Here is a 20,636-nt window from a genome sequence, read left to right on the forward strand (position 1 = left end):
TTATGTATAGTTTAGTCGATTTTTCAGTTGTTGATATCTCTAAATCATTATCTGAGCGTGAACAAATCATACAATTGTTAACATTATCGGATCTAAACTTAGACCCTCAAGTTAACATTTTTATTGTCGCTAACATGGACGGTAAAATGGTGGCTTGTGCAGGTATTGATAATAATATCATTAAATGTGTTGCAATTGACCCAAATTATCGTGGTAATCAACTTAATCTAACATTGTTAGATCATGTGATTAAATATGCCAATGAACAGGGTCATTTTCATCTGTTTTTATATACTAAACCTGAAAATATTGACTTTTTTAAAGGATGTGGATTTTATCCTATCGTTGAAATTAATAATCTGGTTGTGTTAATGGAAAACACTCCAGTTGGGATTAAGCAGTACTGCAAACAGCTAAGCGAACAACGCCAAAACGGTGCTAAAATTGGTAGTGTGGTAATGAATGCTAATCCGTTTACTAAAGGCCACCAACATCTTTTAGAATATGCAGCCAGCCAATGTGACTGGTTACATGTTTTTGTGGTTAATGAGAATGTGTCATTATTTCCGTTTGATGTACGTCTACAATTAGTAAAAGAAGGTGCTAAGCATTTAAAAAATATTACAGTGCATGCAAGTTCTTCATATATCATATCAAGAGCGACATTTCCCACTTATTTTTTGAAAGATAATATTAAAATTGATTACGCCTACATGGGGATCGATTTATTAATTTTCCGTAATTATATTGCACCAGCGCTGAATATCACCTACCGTTTTGTTGGTACCGAACCCTATAGCCAAGTGACAAATGCTTATAATACTTCTATGCGCTATTGGTTACAGGATAAAGACGTCAGTTCATATCCGGTCATTACATTAATTGAAATTCAGCGCATCCTTGAAGGAGAAGATATTATATCGGCTTCTTTAGTTAGAAAACTGCTCGCCGCTGAGCAATATGAGCAGGTTAAGCGATTAGTTCCGGATACAACTTGGAATTATCTAGAGGCAAATTTAGATTCAGTCAAAAAATTAATTCGTTCAAAAGGTAACTAAATGAAAATTAAAAAAGATGCGATGGCTGGCACTCTCGAATCAAGTGATTTGTTAGTGAAAGTTAGTCCTAATACAGGAATCGAAATTGTTATTAATAGCGATGTTAATAAACAATTCGGCGATCAAATACGTACTGTAGTTGATCAAACTTTAAATGATCTCAACGTCACTGATGGTTTAATTATTATTGATGATAAAGGGGCACTTGATTGCGCTATTAAAGCAAGAGTTCAGTGTGCCGTATTGCGTGGTGCAGAAGAAGAAAATTTAGATTGGAGTAAGTTACTATGAAAAAAATACGTCGCAGTATGTTATTTCTGCCGGGTGCCAATGCCGCAATGTTATCAACTTCTTTTGTTTACAAACCTGATTCAATCATGTTTGACCTTGAAGATGCCGTTTCAATCAAAGAAAAAGATTCTGCTCGCTTGTTAGTTGCTCAAACACTACTATTACCGGTTTATCGAGAACATGGTATAGAAACAGTCGTTCGTATCAATGCCCTTAACACGCCATTTGGTTTAAAAGACCTTGAAGCTGTAGTTAGAGCTGGTGTAGATGTAGTTCGTTTACCAATGACAAATAGCGCAGAAGATATCCATGAGTTAGAAGCACATGTTGAACGAATTGAAAAAGAGTGTGGTCGTGAAGTAGGTAGTACTAAATTAATGGCGGCTATCGAATCAGCTCTAGGTGTGGTCAATGCTGTTTCCATTGCTAAAGCTTCACCACGTTTAATTGGTATAGCGTTAGCGGCGTTCGACTATTTAGTTGATATGCAAACTGAGCGTGGGGACGGTACGGAATTATTTTATGCACGCTGTGCTGTTTTACATGCAGCACGAGTGGCCGGTATTGATGCATTTGACGTCGTTTACTCAAATGTTAATGATGATGAAGGCTTCTTAAAAGAAGTTAGCTTAATCAAAAAATTAGGTTATAACGGTAAATCACTGATTAATCCAAGACAAATTGAGTTACTACATAATGCTTATGCGCCAACAGCGGCAGAAGTTGAAAATGCACAAAAAGTGGTTGAAGCAGCAGAAGAAGGAGAGAGAAAAGGCCTAGGCGTTATTTCTCTAAATGGCAAAATGATTGATGCGCCGATTATTGCTCGTGCCAGAAAGGTTATTGAATTAGCTAAATATTCTGGTGTACGTAAAGAATTTTGATAGGATTGAAAAATGACGACTTCTCTAAACAAAAAAATTGATGATTTGCTAAGACAGCATCCAGATCTCAAAAATATTACGCCATTTGTTGACGCTAATGCAACAACACCTTATTTAAAAGATGAATCTAAATATACTCGTAAATTATGTGATTCTATTGAGCAAGCGATAAAAAAATGTGAATTACGCGATGGTATGACGATCTCTTTCCATCACGCATTCCGTGAAGGGGATAAGGTTATTAATAAAGTTGTGGAAACTATCAGCAACTTAGGTATTAAAAATTTAACCTTAGCATCTAGTTCATTATTAAGTTGTAACTCTGCCTTGATTCCTCATATTGAAGCAGGGGTTATCACAAAAATTTATACGTCTGGTTTACGAGGCAAATTAGCTGATGCGATTTCTCACGGTTTAATGGAAAATCCAGTACATATCCATTCTCATGGTGGACGAGTAAAACTTATTCAAAGTGGGGAAATTAATATTGATATCGCATTTTTAGCGGTTTCAACTGCCGATGAACAAGGTAATGCAAATGGTGTATCTGGTAAATCACAATGTGGTGCTTTGGGTTATGCTATGGTTGATGCGCAGTTTGCGAAAAAAGTAGTTTTGTTGACTGAAGATATCGTTGGTTATCCAAATCATCCAGCAAGTATTCGCCAAGATCAAGTCGATTATATTGTCAAAGTGGATGAAGTTGGAGACCCAACTAAAATCAGTGTTGGTGCAGCACGTATCACGAGTAATCCGCGCGAATTGATGATCGCACGTTATGCTGCCGATGTTATCGAATATTCTGGTTATTTCAAAGATGGTTTTTCAATTCAGACCGGTTCCGGTGCGTCTTCAACAGCGGCAACCCGATTCTTAGAAAATCGTATGCGAGCTAAAAATATCACTGCATCATTTGCATTAGGCGGTATTACAGCAAGTATTGTGGATTTACATGAAAAAGGGTTAGTTAAACGTTTATTAGATACGCAAAGCTTTGACGGCACAGCAGGACAATCTTTAGGTAAAAACCGAGATCATATCGAAGTCTCAACCAATGTCTATGCAAATCCTGCATCGAAAGGGGCGAGTGTGGATGAGTTGGATATTGTTATCCTTAGTGCATTAGAAATCGATCTTGATTACAATGTTAACGTATTAACAGGTTCTGACGGTGTTATGCGCGGTGCATCTGGTGGTCACTGTGATACTGCAGCTGGCGCAAACTTAACGATAATTGTTGCTCCATTGATTCGTAGCCGTATACCAACTGTGATTAAGAAAGTAACGACACTTGTCACACCAGGTGAAAGCGTTGATGTGCTGGTTACCGATCATGGTATTGCTGTTAACCCTAACCGTCCAGAAATTGCTGAACGTTTAAAAGCAGCAAATTTACCAATTATGACCATTGAAGAGCTTTATCAACGCGCAGTTTCTTTAACTGGTGAGCCTAAACCAATCGAATTTGAAGATAAAATCGTTGGGGTTGTCCACTTCCGAGATGGATCGGTTATTGATGTAGTTCGTCAAGTTAAAGATTAATTTTTTCAACAGGATAACATCGAATTTTTATATGTGGTATAGTATATATTCGGTGTTATTTTTTATTTGAGAAAAAAAATATGTTGATTAATTTTCATGATGGATTACCTGTTAGTTTAGAGCAGGTTTTGCTAGCCAAAGAACAACGTGTTCAAAATCAGCAAACAGTTATCGCGCAATACCAAGCGCCAATCATTTCATTAACATTAGTCATTCCCGGACCTGTCAAAAAAAGTCCAGCGGCCAAATTTCTTTTTGATCAAGCATTAAATGCCATTCATCAAACATTATTAGCTAATGATTTACCGATAGTTTATGAGCAACATGAAGAAGCCATTACGGGTTTTGAGGCCATTATTGCCGTCACTTGTATTGCAACTAAATTAAAACAATTGTGTATCGAAATCGAACACAATCATCCGTTAGGTCGTTTGTGGGATATCGATATTATTGATCCAGTCACCCAAATGAGTATTCCGCGCACTGGTTTTGAACTAAAACCAAGGAAATGTCTAATTTGTGGCGATAATGCCAAAGCATGTGGACGAGGTAGACGCCACTCAGTTGTAGAAATTTTCGAAGAAATGAAAAAAATCATCAACAACTATAATGCAAAGCAAATATAACAGAATAATCTCATAAGATTATTGTTGCTACTTTATGGTTTAATCTATGACAAAGTGCAATATTCTCTGTATTTCATTTTAATATTTAACATTTAGCCAGTTAAATGGTGGTATTTTTATTGTTTGATAATAACTTATTGAATAATCTAAATATAATGTTAAAAATAATAATTTGTTGAACAATACTTGAAAATAATTTAACAGCACATATTTTAACATCAAGCAAGGGTTTAAATATTATTCACTATATTTAAACCAAAATATTGCAAGGGAGATAAATAATATGAGGTTAGATAAACTTACTAACAAGTTTCAACAAGCTTTAGCTGATGCACAATCATTAGCATTAGGTAAAGACAATCAATATATAGAACCTATTCATGTCCTTTCGGCGATGCTTAATCAAGATGGTAGCAGTGTAAAGCCTTTATTAGCGGCGGCAGGTGCTAATGTTACATCTTTACAACAAGAGTTAGCTCAAGCGATAGACCGATTACCACAAGTTCAAGGGGTAGGTGGTGAAATCATACCATCACAAGATTTTGTGCGCGTGTTAAATCTTTGTGACAAATTAGCGCAAAAAAGTGGTGATAGTTATATCTCGTCAGAACTCTTTATCCTGGCAGTTTTGGAAGACAAGGGGAGTCTTGGTGATATTCTTAAAAAATCAGGTGTCACTAAAGAAAGATTTAATCAGGCAGTAAGCCAAGTGAGAGGAAGTGATAACGTGAATGATCCAAATGCGGAAGAACAACGAGGCGCATTAAAAAAATACACTATCGATTTAACCGAACGTGCCGAACAAGGCAAACTCGATCCGGTTATTGGTCGGGATGAAGAGATTCGCCGTACTATTCAAGTATTACAACGTCGTACCAAAAATAACCCAGTGTTAATTGGTGAACCTGGTGTTGGTAAAACAGCGATTGTTGAAGGACTGGCGCAACGAATTGTCAATCGCGAAGTGCCAGAAGGATTACGTAATAAACGTGTTTTATCACTAGATATGGGCGCTTTAATTGCCGGGGCAAAATATCGAGGTGAATTTGAAGAACGCTTAAAAGCGGTGTTGAAAGATTTAGCCAAAGAAGAAGGACGAATCATACTATTTATTGACGAAATCCATACCATGGTCGGTGCCGGTAAAAGTGATGGTGCCATGGATGCTGGCAACATGTTAAAACCTGCTTTAGCTCGTGGTGAATTACATTGTGTTGGTGCGACTACCTTAGATGAATACCGTCAATATATTGAAAAAGATCCAGCATTAGAACGTCGTTTTCAAAAAGTGTATGTAGCGGAGCCTACCGTTGAAGATACTATTGCGATTTTGCGTGGTTTAAAAGAACGTTATGAGCTGCATCATCATGTGCAGATCACCGATCCGGCAATTGTCGCAGCGGCAACATTATCGCATCGTTATATTTCGGATCGTATGTTACCGGATAAAGCAATCGATTTAATCGATGAAGCGGCTTCAAGTATCCGTATGCAAATGGATTCGAAACCGGAGTCGTTAGATCGACTTGAACGACGTATTATTCAGCTTAAACTTGAGCAACAAGCGCTTAAGAAAGAGTCTGATGATGCTAGTAAAAAACGACTTGAGATGCTAAATGATGAACTTGCTGAGAAAGAAAAAGAGTATGCGTCGCTTGAGGAAGAGTGGAAGTCAGAGAAGGCTGCAGTTTCGGGCACTCAGACTATTAAAGCCGAATTGGAAAAAGCTCGTACTGAAATAGAACAGGCACGCCGAGCTGGTGATTTGAACAAAATGTCCGAATTACAATATGGCAAAATTCCAGAACTTGAGAAAAAATTAGCTTCGGCAACACAGCTCGAAGGTAAAACTATGAAGTTATTGCGTAACAAAGTGACCGATAACGAAATTGCCGAAGTGTTATCTAAAGCAACCGGTATTCCGGTTTCCAGAATGTTGGAAAGCGAAAAAGATAAATTGCTGCACATGGAAGATGCGTTACATAAACGTGTGATTGGTCAAGAAGAAGCAGTAGTAGCAGTAGCTAATGCGATTCGTCGTAGTCGTGCCGGACTTTCTGATCCGAACAAACCAATAGGATCTTTCTTATTCTTAGGTCCAACAGGTGTTGGTAAAACTGAGCTTTGTAAAGCACTGGCAAACTTTATGTTTGATAGTGAAGATGCCATGGTGCGAATTGATATGTCTGAGTTTATGGAAAAACATTCAGTCGCTCGATTAATTGGTGCGCCTCCGGGCTATGTTGGTTATGAAGAGGGTGGCTATTTAACCGAAGCGGTAAGACGCCGACCTTATTCCGTCATTTTACTTGATGAAGTGGAAAAAGCGCATCCGGATGTCTTTAATATTTTATTACAAGTATTAGATGACGGTCGCTTAACCGATGGGCAGGGTCGCACGGTTGATTTTCGTAATACCGTTATTATCATGACCTCTAACTTAGGTTCTGATTTAATTCAAGGTCAGGTTGAATTAAGCTATGATGAAATGAAAGCGTTAGTTATGACCGTTGTCACTAAACACTTTAGACCGGAATTTATCAATCGTATTGACGAAACTGTGGTCTTCCACCCACTTGGTCAAGAAAACATTAAAGCGATTGCTAAAATTCAATTGGCACATGTTGAAAAACGCTTAGAGGAACGAGGCTATCAATTGGAAATCTCTGATGCTGCATTAGAACAGCTTGCTAAAGTTGGCTTTGATCCAATTTATGGTGCAAGACCGTTAAAACGTGCAATTCAACAAGAGATTGAAAATCCGTTAGCTCAACAAATTTTAGCCGGGAAATTAGTACCGGGTAAAACTATTCATCTGGATTTAGTCGGTGATAACATTGAAGCTAAGCAGTAATTTGTGTGTTGAATAATGAAAATAAAAACCGGAAAACATCATGTTTTCCGGTTTTTTTATTGGTAATGATTACCCGACAAAAAATCTTAACCAGCCAACTTATAGAGGACTGACTTTAGTAAATTTAAAGATAAATTCAGGCTCTTTGACTTTACTGTCTAAAGTTAAACTTGATTCATAAATACAGATATTTCTATCTTTAAAGAAATTACCGGAAAATTTAACTTTTTGACCTTTCTTTAAGTTGGCAACAGCATCAAACAGTGGTGTAGCGGGTTGAATTAATGTTTTATGGTCACTATCCGAAAGCCAATTATTCCAGGTTTTTAGATAAACATTTTTAGCTATTTCAATCTTCAAAATGCCCAGACCGTCTGAACTAGAACCAATTTCGCTTACCTTTCCAATCCAATCTTCGACCGCTAATGGTCCCATATTGGCACAAATGGTTTTGCTTCTTTCCCTTAATGCACTACCTATTTGCATATCATTATCAGCTTTTTTGGCTTTATCAATAGCAAGTAACGATGCATTGATTAAAACGGTTTGATTAGCGGGGTATTGAATTTCCGGCTCAGACTCCTTTTTGCTCTCACTGTTATTACCGGCAAAAATGGCTAAGGCTAATAAAACTACTAAAACTACTGCGGCAATAACTATTTTTTGGGTCAAAGATATCTTCTTTTTAGTTGCGTCATTCATAAACATTCCTTTTTAGTTTCATAAACTATAAAACAAAAGCTGATACAGTTTAGATGAATGAAATTTTTTCTACAATAAATTTTAGTAATCATGGTTAAGCATTTCATTTGTTTCACCATGCTCGATGTTGATGCTTTGTTATTGTTGGCGGTCAAACTTAGCTAGTTTGTTAACTTGTCGTGTAACTGAAATGCGAAATCAATGCTAAGTTTTTAGGTGATAAAACCATAATCTAAAGAGCGTGTTGAAATTACTGCGTCAATAAAGGTTACAATCATTAACCAAAATAGATCAAGCATCAATCTTGCCAAATATTGCATAAAGTTGCATAATCAATCACGGTAATGATCTATCTCGTAAAATAAGTGAAAGGAAAAATGTATGATTAAGTTAATTATCAGTGATTTAGATGGTACTTTTTTAAATAATCAAGGTGATTATGATCGCCAGCTATTTACTAAAGTGTATCAACAAATAGCAAAACAGGATATCCATTTTGTCGCTTGTACCGGTAAGCAGTGTGAACGGGTAGAAGAGCTGTTTGGTGATTATCGTGATAAAATTTGGATTGTTGGTGATAGTGCGACGGCAATTAAATTTAATGGTGAGTTTATCTACCGCTCATTTTTAGCCAATCAATTAGGCCAACAAATTATTTCCACCCTCGAACAAGTTAATAAAAATCATGTCATTATTGCCTGTACTGCAAATGGTGCGGTCATTAAAGCCAATTTGCCGGAGCGGTTAAAACAAAAAGTACGACAATCTTATGCGGCAATGATTGAAGTTGATGATTTTAAAACTATTACTGATGATTTTATTAAAATTACCGTTTACGATGAAAACCAACAATGCCCGCAAACTCGTACCCATTTAACCCCTTATGACAACCAAGCCTACATTGTGGTATCTGAAGCAGCATGGATTGATATTACAGAACATAACGTGCATAAAGGTAATACCATTAAAAAATTACAACAACTATTAAATGTTGATTATGGACAAACCATGGCATTTGGTGACGGTTATAACGATATTGAATTGCTCCAGCAGGCTCAATACAGCTTCGCTATGCGTAATGCTTTTGATGAAACCAAAGCGGTTGCTAGATTTATTACCGGTTATAATGATGAAAGTGCAGTATTAAAAACCATTCAACTTATGTTGGATTTGCAGGCTCAGCCAAAAGCAGAATCTTAAGCTAAAAACGCAAGAACTTAAACCAGCTCAATTTGTAAATTGACTTGTTCAAAGCCTTCAATTTTTGATTCACGGCTGGCAATAACAATATCAATATCTTCACAAGTTGCCACTTTATAGCGTGCAACTTGCAACATTTTATCGGCAATTACCGCAGCGATTACCTCGTTACTTTGCGCAATCAGCTCTTTTTTAAAGCAAGCATCTTCATAATAAACCGCACTTAGCCCGGCTTGCGGATCGAGTCCACAAACGCCAATAAAAGTTTGATCAAAAATCATATTACGAATTTGATTAACGGTATCGGCACCCATGGTACTACCGGTTTGTGGATTAACTTTGCCACCGACTAAAATCAGTTCACCTTTGTTACGGCTACTTAACACGGTGGCAATTTGCGGGGAATTGGTGATAATGGTTAAATCCATATCTTGAGGAATGTAACTTGCCATAGCAAGATAAGTCGAGCCGGCATCGATAAAAATACAGGAATGGTTTTTAATCAACATAGCGCATCGTTTTGCGACTTTGGACTTTTCATCGACACTTTGTGTTATTCTGGTTTCGAAGCTTGCTGACTGTTTTAACTGACTGATCGCACCACCATACACACGCTTACAGATTCCGTTGCGAGCAAGTTTTTGCAAATCTCGCCGGATAGTGTGCTCTGACACACCAAGTTGCGTAATTAAATCAGCACTCACCACCCGACCTTTTTCAGCTAATAACTGCTGAATGTATGCTTGTCGTTGTTCCGGAAAGGCATTAAAGTCAACCATTTATTTTTCCTTAACATTTATGATAATACTAATATCTGAAGAAATTTCCACTATGTTGTTACTATGACAAATGATTTTAATTAGCTGAATCATCATCAACGATTTCATTCTAAATCCTTTATATTGTTCTCTGATTAACACGATGAAATCAGAAATCTCCACATAATGTATTATATGTTTTATGCAAATTATTCAATAATGATTTTTACTTATCTAATAAAATATTAATATTTTTTATATAAAAGAAAAAAGACTAGCTATAGCGTTCGCCATCTTGGGTATCGATAAAAATAATTATCATGAATAATATTAATTTTGAGATTATGTTATTTCTGGCAATAGCAGTTTTTATTATGGTTGGTTAGTATTATATGCATTTTCGTAATGATATTTTTATAGCAAATCCAAATAATTTTTATATTTCATTTATTGGTATTTTTAGGTTGTTATTTAAAAAAAACAACAATTTGCTTAGCGCATATTTGCTGTTAATAAACAAGTTAATAGTTTCAACTAACATCATAAATTGAATTGAATGTTTACTGTAACAAAAAAATCTTGTTCAATTTCTATAAGTTATTCAGTAATGTGATAACCGATGCTAATAAAAATTTGTTTTAAAGATATTGAAGGTCACTTAACTAAATTAGATTTTTACCTAATGTAAAAGTTAATATCATCGTTATAAAATAGAAAATTTCCATAATTTCTTAATAACTTTTACTTGAATATAATTATAAATCAATTTTAATCATGAACATGAAGAGCCATAAATGTTAGGATTCGCATTCGAATCACACGACTTGGTTTGACTATCGCTAAGTGGTGATCATTCTATTTCGCTAACGAAATAAGGTAGATCCCATGTACCACCGGCAAAACCACGACAAGATCCAGTAGTAAGATCTGATGAAAGCAAAAATTGCTGTCCATTCCATGTCCAATCTGTGCGACTCCAGCAATCCCCGACTCCTCGTGATTTATGTATTTCTGAGATTTCACCATCACTATAGTCGGTACCATTCCGCGTAACAAATTTAATCTCATTCTTATTGGCGGGCGTACCTTTTGGGATAACCCAATACGCTTCACCAAAATTGTAAGCTCCAAACCAACAAGAGGCAGCAAGTAAATCATTATCTTTGTTTAATGCAAATAGCTGGAATGAAGGTATGTCGCTATCTTCAGCAGATTTGGATAAATCAAAATCACAATCCGCTTCATTTTTATAATGTGTTTCAAAATCGGGGAAACGCCTTATCACTTCATCGAGCGTCAGTTTTTGACTTTGTTCAGGGCTGATCACCGCAGCTCTTTTAATTATAGGGGCAGGAATAGATGGATAAACTTGGGACTCGTCTCTATTGCCCGTTTTTATAATTGCACCTATCGTACCAATGCGACCTTGCACTTCATCCATCTTTAACATAACGGCGTTAAATCCCGCATTCGATAATCGCCATGTTTTATTATTTTGCTGAAAACTTACCGTTTTATCATTGCTTTTTAAGGCTGAAATAATTGATGAAATTTGCTTTGGTCGTAATTCATAGGGGTCGTCATCCATTTTTACGATACCTATTGCTTGATTATTGACTGCAACAGTTATAGGGGTATCACTTAGCTGCTCGATTTCGTCATCATTTGTTCTGACGTAGCCACTCATTGATTGATTAGCACCCGCTTTACGTACTAATAAGATTGAAATACTTGAATTATCTCCACTGGCTGGGTCTTGATAATCAAAGCCAACAGCACGACAAGTCAATGTGTTATCGCACACAATATGCCAATCTTTATGTTCAAAAAAGTTAACTTGATTTGCCTGAGCATTAACCAAATTGATGAATAAAAACAATGATAAATAACTATAAAAACGCAGCACATCAGTTTCCTATAAAATTCATCTTTCAGCTATCATAACAGATAAAAATTAAGGTTTATAATTATATTTGGTATAAATTGAAGCTAAATCAAATTTTATCATTAACATACCCTTATTAGCTTGTATTTGATAAATATCATTGCTAGTGAATCACCTCTTCTATTGAATGATCTTAGAAATAGAGGTTACTACCATCATCCTGATCATATAGTTTGATTTGACAGAGAATAGCCAATTTTCATGCTAAACAAACATAACAAATACAGCACCAAGCAATTTTTTTAAAGTGCAATCTCCGATTATCAACGCTAAAAAACACTCGTCTTTTACCCACAACAATGTTAATTTGTTATCAGAATTAGAATAAGGATTATGAGTTATTTTTATGGAAATGATCCATGCTACCGATCTCAAAACCATCTTACATTCAAAACGTGCCAACATTTATTACCTAGAGCATTGCCGTGTATTGGTTAATGGTGGGCGCGTTGAGTATGTTACCGATCAGGGGCAACAATCGCTTTATTGGAATATTCCCATTGCTAATACTACTTGTATTTTGTTAGGAACCGGTACCTCTTTGACGCAAGCGGCAGTAAGAGAGCTTTCCCGCGCTGGCGTGATGATTGGGTTTTGCGGTGGTGGTGGAACGCCACTTTTTTCCTCTACCGAAGCTGAATTTGCGTGTCAGTTTTTCTCTCCTCAAAGTGAATATCGTGCAACGGAATACTTACAACGTTGGTGTCAATTTTGGTTTGACGATGAACGTAGATTGCAAGCGGCTAAAATGTTACAACAAAGTCGCCTGGAAATCATTCGCGAGTGTTGGTCAAATTTTGATTGGGCGATTGATCAAAGTCAATTAGACAGTATTATAAATGATGCAATAACGCAATTTGATAATATAAATAACAGTCAAGCATTGCTCGCAGCAGAAGGGCGTTTAAGTAAAACATTGTATGGTATGGCGAATCAATTAACGTTAAGCGATAATAAATTTAAACGTGAACAAGGTACCCGTGGTAAAAGCTATGATCCGGCTAACCAATTTTTAGATCATGGCAACTACTTAGCTTATGGGCTTGGCGCAACCGCTTGTTGGGTGTTAGGATTACCGCATGGATTGGCGATTTTGCATGGTAAAACTCGGCGTGGTGGCTTGGTGTTTGATGCCGCTGATATTATTAAAGATGGCATAGTCTTACCGCAAGCTTTTTTGTCTGCAAAGCAAGGCGACAGTGAAAAAGCGTTTCGGCAAGCATGCATTTCACAATTTGCTCAGCTAGGCGCGTTAGATCGAATAATTGATACATTAAAACAGATAGCAGAAAAAGCATGAATATTTTATTAGTAAGCCAATGTAAAAAACGGGCATTAACCGAAACCAGACGAATTATTGATCAGTTTGCTGAGCGTTGTGGTGAACGGACATGGCAAACAGCAATGACCGAAGATGGATTACAAACCTTATATAAATTGTTGCGCAAAACGGCTCGCAAAAATACAGCCGTTGCTTGTTATTGGACTCATGGTAAAAATTTGACCGATCTTTTATGGATTGTTGGCGATCGTAGTCAATTTAATCAGCAAGGTCGAGTACCGACTAATCGCACCAAACGCAATATATTACAAGGTGGTAATGAAAGTAGTTGGCATTATGCAACAACGATTCAATTAATCACAACGATTGCCGGTTTATTACATGATCTTGGTAAAGCGACTATTGGTTTTCAATCTAAATTACGCGCAACAGAGAAAGTGGCTGGCGATCCATACCGTCATGAATGGATTTCGTTACAATTATTTTTATTAATGATTCAAGACTGCTCAACAGATCAAGCTGTTTTTGAACGTTTGGCAAATTTTTCTCAATATCAGCAGCAATACCCTAATTGGTATCAAAAACTTAACAAAACTGAAAAAACCGATCTGATGCAGTGGCCTTTATTAACACAGTGGATAGCTTGGTTGATTGTATCGCATCACCGAATGCCATTTTTAATTGATTCATTAAATGGTGATAAAAATAAGAAACAAACCAGAGATTTATATATTTCAGGTTTAAAAACAACCAGTTTTTATAAAACCCTTACCGCTGTTGAAAAATGGGTAAAAAATAGTTTTAGCCAACATCCTTCGCCTAATCAGTTTTGGCAACTTAAAAGCGATATAACGTTAAGTCAAGCATGGTTAAAAAAACTCAGCCGTTATGCTAATAAGGCGCTAACTCATCCACCTTTAATGCAATTAACGAATATTGATGCCTTTTTATTGCATATGTCGCGTTTAAGCCTAATGGTGGCAGATCACAATTATTCAAGTTTATCTTTATCGAATGAAGAAGCAGATGAAAATCATGAAATTCTGATTGCTAACACTAATTATCTTAAAAAGGCGAAACAGTGTTTAGATGATCACCTTATTGGTGTTGCCAATCTTTCTGCGCGTTTTGCGCGTTTACTACCGAAAATGGTTGATGAATTGCCAGCCATTAATCAACATAAACCTTTTACCAAACGGACGACTATCGATCGATTTCAATGGCAAAATCATGCTTATGATATCGCTAAGCATTATCAATCATTAAGCGATGAACAAGGCTTTTTTGGTGTAAATATGGCATCCACTGGTTGCGGTAAAACGCTTGCCAATGGTCGAATTATGTATGCACTGGCGAATCCTAAACGTGGCGTTAGATTTACCATTGCCTTAGGTTTACGTGTTTTAACCTTGCAAACCGGTAAAGCGCTGCGTGAAAAACTACAGCTTAGCGATGAACATTTAGCGATCTTAGTTGGCGGGCGAGCAACGCAAACGTTATTTGAGTTAGAGAATGAAGAAAAGTTACAAAAATCAAATTTAGAACAGCAGAGTATCTCAAAAGATAATTTAGAGCAAGAGGGTAGCGAATCGATAGAATCATTGGTCGATGACTATGTTGATGTGGCAGAAAGTGGTATTGCGGATAGTGAATTAGGCACAATTATTGAAAATAGCAAAGCTCGTCAACTAATTTATGCGCCGATTGTTACATGTACTATTGATCATATTATTCAAGCCAGCGAATGCATACGAGGTGGCAAATATATTGCGCCGACCTTAAGGTTACTTACCTCAGATTTGATTTTAGATGAGCCTGATGATTTTGACCAAAATGACTTGCCAGCTTTGGCGCGGCTCGTTCATTTAGCCGGACTTTATGGGAGTAAAGTGTTATTGTCATCGGCAACTTTAACGCCTGATTTAATTGCGGGTTTATTTGCGGCTTATCAAGCGGGACGAAAAATATGGAATCAAAACCATCAACGTAATAATGATTCGATCGTCTGTGGTTGGTTTGATGAGTATCAGCAATCAATTACGCAAATTTCAAATAATGCGGCATTTAGCCAACAACATCAGCTATTTGTTACTGAGCGCATTAATGAACTCGCTAAGGGCGAAGTGCGTCGTCAAGGACATATTTTAGAATTATTGGATTACCAGTATAAGAAACCAGAAAATGAAAAATTAAATTATGACTTACTAGCTAGTCAATTATTGAAACAAGCTTATCAATTTCATAAAAATTTTCATCAGACAAATATAAATTTCCAGAAAAAAATTAGTATAGGTTTAATACGCTTTGCTCATACTGAAGATTTAATTGCCTTAACTAAACAGATTTATCAGCAAACTAAAATTCCTAAAAATACAGTATTTCATATTGTCGATTATCATGCTAGACAGTTATTATTATTGCGTAACCAATTAGAGCAAAAGTTAGATAGAATTTTAAATCGTACTGATCCAAAAGCAATTTTTAAGCAACCAGAAATTATTGATGCGATCAAAGATAGTGAGCAAAAAAATCATATTTTTATTGTGATAGGTACGCCAGTAACCGAAGTCGGGCGAGACCATGATTACGATTGGGCCATTATTGAACCGTCATCAATGCGTTCAATTATACAGTTAGTTGGTCGAGTATGGCGCCATCGCCCCAATAAAGTTGCTAAAAGCCCTAATGTTGCTATTTTAGGCAGTAATATTGAATCAATTAAGCAGGGTGTGAACTATGGTGTCGGTTCAGCGTGTTTTTGTAAGCCTGGTTTTGAACAAAAACCTTTTTTACTTACGACACATCAAACCAATAAATTAATACCGCAACAACAATTAGCAAATATTGATGCTACACCACGCATAACTAATTCAACACAAGATGAGTTTACCCTTGCCGAATTGGAGCATAAAGTGATGGCACATCTATTTGCACTTAATGCACGAAATAGTAATTATGTTACGAGTTATTGGCAACCCGATTTAGCGCATCATCATTGTTCGCATTTACAATTAATTTCACCTTTTAGAATGCAAAATCATCAAGAAGATGAATTTATTTGTCAGCTTGATGAAAATGGTGATTATTCGTTCAGTTATGCCAATATTGCTTGGCAAATACCCAATGAACTTTGCCAAGATACGCAAAACAATCTAATTTCATATGATGACAGTTGGACATTCGATCATCCGTATATTCAACCTTGGTTAACTAATACGGTTCAACAAGCGCTAGAAAAATTGGCAGACCATTTTCCCAATAAAAATCAATATCGATTAGCTAATGAATTTTGCAGCGTTACCTTAAACAGTCAATATCGTTGGTATTTTCACCCATATTTTGGGTTTTATCAGATTAAAAATAGTGGTTAGTAAAATTTATATCCAAAAATAAGTGTTGTACGCAAAATATCTAAACAAACTGGTTATAGCTAGATATAAATAGATAATTAAACTATACTTGCATTGACTACCGAATAGGTAGCTTAGAAATATGATTGTTTGTTCAAATTTATTAGAAGTAAGATAGTTTACCGCCGTGTAGGCGGTTTTTATTTCTTTATTTATTTTCCCTATGAATGTGTATTCAGATTTATTTTTTTCTATTTTTTTTGATAAAAAATGATGACAAACTTGTAATTTTTATTTTTTTGGTTAAAATATAAAAAAACCCCAAATGCGCCAACATCTGAGGTTTGAATTTTAACCCCAATACCAAAAAGGAGTATAAAATTATGAATAATGATAAATTATATATAATGAAAAATCAATTTCCGACTGATAAGTTAGTGTTAAATAAATTGCAAAATTTTGCAATTAGCACTTTGGCTGCTAATGATGAGTCTGTAATTTTTTTGCCGGAATCGGTTGAATACTTTTCAATTACAGAACTAATGAAAATATTAAATATTTCGACAACCAAAGAAATCGAATATTTAATTAAGAAATTAGAACTTGATCAACCTAAGTACCGATATCTTAATGCTACTAATAAGTGGCTGTATAGCAATAAAGCACTTAATTTATTAGCGTTATATATAAGATTTAAAGCATCATAATTATAATTATTAAGGTCCATGATTTTTATGGACTTTTTTCGTTTAATAAAAGGAAATTAAGGAGGGCCAATGGAAGATATTTCTTGGCAAGATATAAGAAAGGTTATTGTCGACTTTCTTCAGCAGCGGCTTAATAATAATGCTAATTATAAAAGTGAAGTGACAAAACTGGATAAAGCTAAGCAAGCAAATGATGTATCGGCAATTAATGAATCTCAACAAAAAATTAATGATTTAGTTAAACGATTTGATTTTGAAACTTGGATGGAAGATGCCGCAACCAGAAGAATTTCATGGATTACTATTGGTAGTCATATTTCAAGGGGTATTCATCCATCCAGCCCAGCAGATGATGTTAATTATTTTGCACAAAATCAACCGGTTACGTTAAATTATGTGTCGTCAGCGACACCATCAACTTTAAGTATTAATTGTTCTGGAAATGCTGCAGCACTTGATATCTTTTCTTTACTTAATCAGTTTGTAAAAGATGATGTCACATTATTGCAATTAATTATACAAAATCATCCTGCTGTTTTGCCGGCGTTATCGGATGATGAGCAAAAGGCAGCGGTTTATTTAGCTAATTTAAAAAAAGCGATTTTTAATAATTTTGATAATCCAAAAGCATCTGAACTTAATAAACAATTATATTGGCCAAATAGTCAAGATACTTATCTTTCAGGGGTTGATAATCATTACCGTCTGTTAATTCCGTTGTATCCATCATCATTATGTCACTTGGTTTATCAAAAAGTACAAACAAGATTTTCTGACGAGAATAAAAAGGCTCGAGAACAAAGAAGAATCAAAGGAATTGAACATCAATCTTATTTTTCGTTTCATCACTTAGCCGTGGTTAAGTTGGGGGGCAGCAATCCACAAGGTGTTAGTCAATTAACCTGTAATCAAGGTGGACGTAATTTTTTATTACCGTCAATGCCGCCTAAATTTGAAAAATCCTCTTTTTTAACAATTAATAAGGTGCAAGAAACCATTTTCACAAATTCAATGCAATATTTTTGTCGCTTTGGCTTTAGATTGTTGTTTGATATGGTTCAAGCGCCCAAAAACAATGTTGAAGAGCGTGATAATCGCAAAGATGCTTTTGCCGTTATTTTATCGTTATTACTTAAATATGCCAGACACATTCAAAAAACCATGCCGGCGGGCTGGAGTCGTGATTACTCGCTCAAATTTAATCAAAAATTATGGTTAGATCCAAAGCGGTCTAATTTAGACGGTGAGCAAGATTTTAAACAAAAGTATGATAAAGGTGAATGGATAGTTGAACTAGAAAAAGACTTTGCTTTTTGGATCCAAAATGCTTTAGTAAAAAAATTTGAAAATATTCAACAGCAATTTAGTGATCCGGAATTTATGGAGTGGCGTAAAGAATTAAGCGCCGCTGTCAAAGCAAGTCAGCGTAAAAAGGAGGGGATCTTTTAATGGAAACATTAAATTACTATCTGTTTTTTGATCATGTCAAAATTCATAATGCTAATGCGATATCCAGCCCATTAACCTACGGATTTCCCGCTATTTCGGGTTTTGTTGGTGCTATTCATGCATTAAACCGTAAAATTGAATCGACTGATCCTATTTATTTAGATGGAGTATTGATTGCTTGCCATGAGTGTGATGTACAAGTTTATCGACCTAATGATTATAGTGATTATACTTTTCGATTAACCCGCAATCCAGTGGCTAAAAATGGTGATACCCGCGCAATTATCGAAGAGGGACGAGTGCATCTTGATGTTTCATTGCTGATTGAAGTAAAAATAGAAAATTTTGAAGCACTTTATGATGACGATCAAAAGAATGAATTTATTAATCAGATGAAACAAAAACTGTACCAACAGCGCATTGCTGGCGGTCATGTGTTAGAAATTGGTGATGCAAAATTAATTCCCTCTGATGCATCAGACGAAACATTAGCAAATTTGTTATTACCTGCTTTTGTATTAGTTGAAGCACAGCAAGATCTGCAAGAGATCACAGCTGAGTTACAACAACAAGATCCTAATGCAACCGCGCTTGATGCTTTAATCGAAACAGCGATGTTGCATCATCATCCACAAGAGAAAGAACACTGGCAAACCACATCAGTCAAACAGGGGCGAGGTTGGTTAGTCCCGATACCATTAGGGTATCAAGCAATATCACCGTTATTTGCTGCTGGTAAGTTGCAAGAAGCTCGGAGTAATGACCATCAATCACAATTTGTTGAATGTATTTATGGACTGGGTAAATGGGTATTTCCATTACGCTTAAAGGAAAACTTATCACAAGCGTTTTGGCGCTATCAATGCAGTACATTGCAATCAAATGGTGCAGAGATTTACATCATTAATCAAAAAAATAATTAAATAATTTTAAAGTTATACAATAAGGAATTTATTATGAGTAAAAGTAAAATCACTACCGCATCCGTTTTAGCTTTTGAACGTAGTTTTGATATTTCTGATGCTGTTTTTTCACAGCCAAGTTCTGCGAATCCTAAAATATTATCTCCAATTCGATTAACCGAAAAATCAGTACGCGGAACCATTTCGAATCGCCTTAAAAATGCCATTGCTAGCGATCCCGCTAAATTAGATGCCGAAATTCAAAAACCTAATTTACAGACCGTCGATGTTGCGGCCTTAGATGCCGATAAAGATACTTTAATTGTGACATGGAGCTGTAAAGTGTTACCTTTTACCGGTAAACCATCAGTATGTAATGATGTTGAATATCAAGAACAGTTAACAACGACAACTCAAGAATATATTAAAGATGTTGGCTTAAAAGCGTTAGCAAAACGATATGCCATTAATATTTTAAATGGTCGTTGGTTGTGGCGAAACCGTATGGCAGCCGAGCAAATTAATATTATCGTGAGTTATCAAGCGCACAATGATAAAGATGAGGCTAAGATAATTGACGTTGCTAACGTTGATGCCAAAAATTATCAGCTTAACAGTTTTGATTATGATAATAAATCTGTTCAAGCATTGACGGATCTTATTGAAGCAGGATTAGCCAATAAAAAATTTGTGATCTTTGATGTTACCGCAACACTAAAAATGGGCTTAGGACAAGAAGTTTACCCATCACAAGAATTAATTTTAGATACCGGTAAAGAAAAAAGCAAAGTGCTTTATGGCAAAAATGGTCAAGCAGCGATGCATTCTCAAAAAGTCAGTAATGCAATTCGTACTATCGATACCTGGTATGATGAAAAAGCGGAATTTCCAATTGCGATTGAACCTTATGGTTCGGTAACCACTATGGGGCATGCTTTCCGCCAACCTAAACAAAAAATAGATTTTTATACTTTGTTTGATAACTGGGTTTTAAAAGGTGAGCAGCCAAGTTTGGAACAACAACATTATGTGATTGCCGTATTAATTCGTGGTGGTGTCTTTGGGGCGAGTGGTAAGGAGTAAGCA

At 35.9% G+C, this 20,636-nt stretch carries 16 protein-coding genes; 13 read left to right on the forward strand and 3 right to left on the reverse strand.

Going from position 1 to position 20,636, the window contains the following annotated elements:
* Positions 1 to 2 precede the first annotated feature (2 nt).
* The 6 genes from citC to clpB all read left to right on the forward strand — a co-directional run bounded on the left by citC (position 3) and on the right by clpB (position 7,255).
* On the forward strand, positions 3 to 1,058 hold the full coding sequence (citC, locus tag JMI89_RS05720) for a [citrate (pro-3S)-lyase] ligase (protein WP_187754585.1): 1,056 nt from the start codon (positions 3 to 5) through the stop codon (positions 1,056 to 1,058).
* Complete coding sequence (citD, locus tag JMI89_RS05725) at positions 1,059 to 1,349, forward strand: citrate lyase acyl carrier protein (RefSeq protein ID WP_187754586.1); 291 nt, start codon at positions 1,059 to 1,061, stop codon at positions 1,347 to 1,349. It begins immediately after the preceding gene.
* Positions 1,346 to 2,233, forward strand: a complete 888-nt coding sequence (gene citE / locus JMI89_RS05730; protein ID WP_187754587.1) for a citrate (pro-3S)-lyase subunit beta — start codon at positions 1,346 to 1,348, stop codon at positions 2,231 to 2,233. Before citD ends, citE begins: the two co-directional genes overlap by 4 nt.
* A gap of 12 nt (positions 2,234 to 2,245) precedes the next feature.
* Positions 2,246 to 3,775, forward strand: a complete 1,530-nt coding sequence (gene citF / locus JMI89_RS05735; RefSeq protein ID WP_187754588.1) for a citrate lyase subunit alpha — start codon at positions 2,246 to 2,248, stop codon at positions 3,773 to 3,775.
* A gap of 80 nt (positions 3,776 to 3,855) precedes the next feature.
* Positions 3,856 to 4,401 carry a citrate lyase holo-[acyl-carrier protein] synthase gene (gene citX / locus JMI89_RS05740; protein ID WP_187754589.1) on the forward strand — a complete coding sequence of 182 codons (546 nt, stop codon included), beginning with the start codon at positions 3,856 to 3,858 and terminating at the stop codon, positions 4,399 to 4,401.
* Positions 4,402 to 4,684: 283 nt separating this feature from the next.
* The gene (gene clpB, locus JMI89_RS05745; protein ID WP_187754590.1) at positions 4,685 to 7,255 is read left to right on the forward strand and encodes an ATP-dependent chaperone ClpB; all 2,571 of its coding nucleotides are present in this window, start codon (positions 4,685 to 4,687) and stop codon (positions 7,253 to 7,255) included.
* 99 nt (positions 7,256 to 7,354) lie between these two features.
* Here the strand turns inward: clpB and JMI89_RS05750 are convergent, their stop codons facing one another.
* Entirely contained in the window at positions 7,355 to 7,957 is a 603-nt protein-coding gene (locus JMI89_RS05750) for a hypothetical protein (RefSeq protein ID WP_187754591.1), read from the reverse strand.
* A gap of 381 nt (positions 7,958 to 8,338) precedes the next feature.
* Here JMI89_RS05750 and JMI89_RS05755 point away from each other — a divergent pair, with 381 nt between their 5' ends.
* A complete protein-coding gene (locus tag JMI89_RS05755) occupies positions 8,339 to 9,157 on the forward strand; it encodes a Cof-type HAD-IIB family hydrolase (RefSeq protein WP_220679541.1) in 819 nt (272 codons plus the stop codon).
* A gap of 17 nt (positions 9,158 to 9,174) precedes the next feature.
* On the opposite strand, the gene JMI89_RS05760 is transcribed toward JMI89_RS05755, so the two are convergent.
* Both JMI89_RS05760 and JMI89_RS05765 read right to left on the reverse strand, forming a co-directional pair.
* Complete coding sequence (locus JMI89_RS05760; protein WP_220679542.1) at positions 9,175 to 9,936, reverse strand: DeoR/GlpR family DNA-binding transcription regulator; 762 nt, start codon at positions 9,934 to 9,936, stop codon at positions 9,175 to 9,177.
* A gap of 829 nt (positions 9,937 to 10,765) precedes the next feature.
* Positions 10,766 to 11,821 carry a DUF1176 domain-containing protein gene (locus JMI89_RS05765; protein WP_220679543.1) on the reverse strand — a complete coding sequence of 352 codons (1,056 nt, stop codon included), beginning with the start codon at positions 11,819 to 11,821 and terminating at the stop codon, positions 10,766 to 10,768.
* A 385-nt stretch (positions 11,822 to 12,206) separates the two neighbouring features.
* Between JMI89_RS05765 and cas1f the strand changes: the two genes are divergently transcribed.
* The 6 genes from cas1f (at position 12,207) to csy3 (ending at position 20,633) form a co-directional block, all read left to right on the forward strand.
* Positions 12,207 to 13,160, forward strand: coding sequence for a type I-F CRISPR-associated endonuclease Cas1f (gene cas1f, locus JMI89_RS05770; protein ID WP_220679544.1), 954 nt, complete (start codon positions 12,207 to 12,209; stop codon positions 13,158 to 13,160).
* Positions 13,157 to 16,513, forward strand: a complete 3,357-nt coding sequence (cas3f, locus tag JMI89_RS05775) for a type I-F CRISPR-associated helicase Cas3f (RefSeq protein ID WP_220679545.1) — start codon at positions 13,157 to 13,159, stop codon at positions 16,511 to 16,513. The genes cas1f and cas3f overlap by 4 nt, the downstream gene beginning before the upstream one ends.
* 362 nt (positions 16,514 to 16,875) lie before the next feature.
* Positions 16,876 to 17,199: a hypothetical protein gene (locus tag JMI89_RS05780; RefSeq protein ID WP_220679546.1), complete on the forward strand. Its 324-nt coding sequence runs from the start codon at positions 16,876 to 16,878 to the stop codon at positions 17,197 to 17,199.
* Between the two features lie 69 nt (positions 17,200 to 17,268).
* Entirely contained in the window at positions 17,269 to 18,648 is a 1,380-nt protein-coding gene (csy1, locus tag JMI89_RS05785) for a type I-F CRISPR-associated protein Csy1 (protein WP_220679547.1), read from the forward strand.
* Positions 18,648 to 19,571, forward strand: coding sequence for a type I-F CRISPR-associated protein Csy2 (gene csy2, locus JMI89_RS05790; protein ID WP_187754599.1), 924 nt, complete (start codon positions 18,648 to 18,650; stop codon positions 19,569 to 19,571). The genes csy1 and csy2 overlap by 1 nt, the downstream gene beginning before the upstream one ends.
* A gap of 33 nt (positions 19,572 to 19,604) precedes the next feature.
* Positions 19,605 to 20,633 (forward strand): type I-F CRISPR-associated protein Csy3, encoded by a 1,029-nt coding sequence (gene csy3 / locus JMI89_RS05795; protein ID WP_220679548.1) that lies wholly within the window; start codon positions 19,605 to 19,607, stop codon positions 20,631 to 20,633.
* Positions 20,634 to 20,636 lie beyond the last annotated feature (3 nt).

Source organism: Frischella sp. Ac48 (assembly GCF_019641635.1).
Classification (GTDB): Bacteria; Pseudomonadota; Gammaproteobacteria; order Enterobacterales; family Orbaceae; genus Frischella; species Frischella japonica.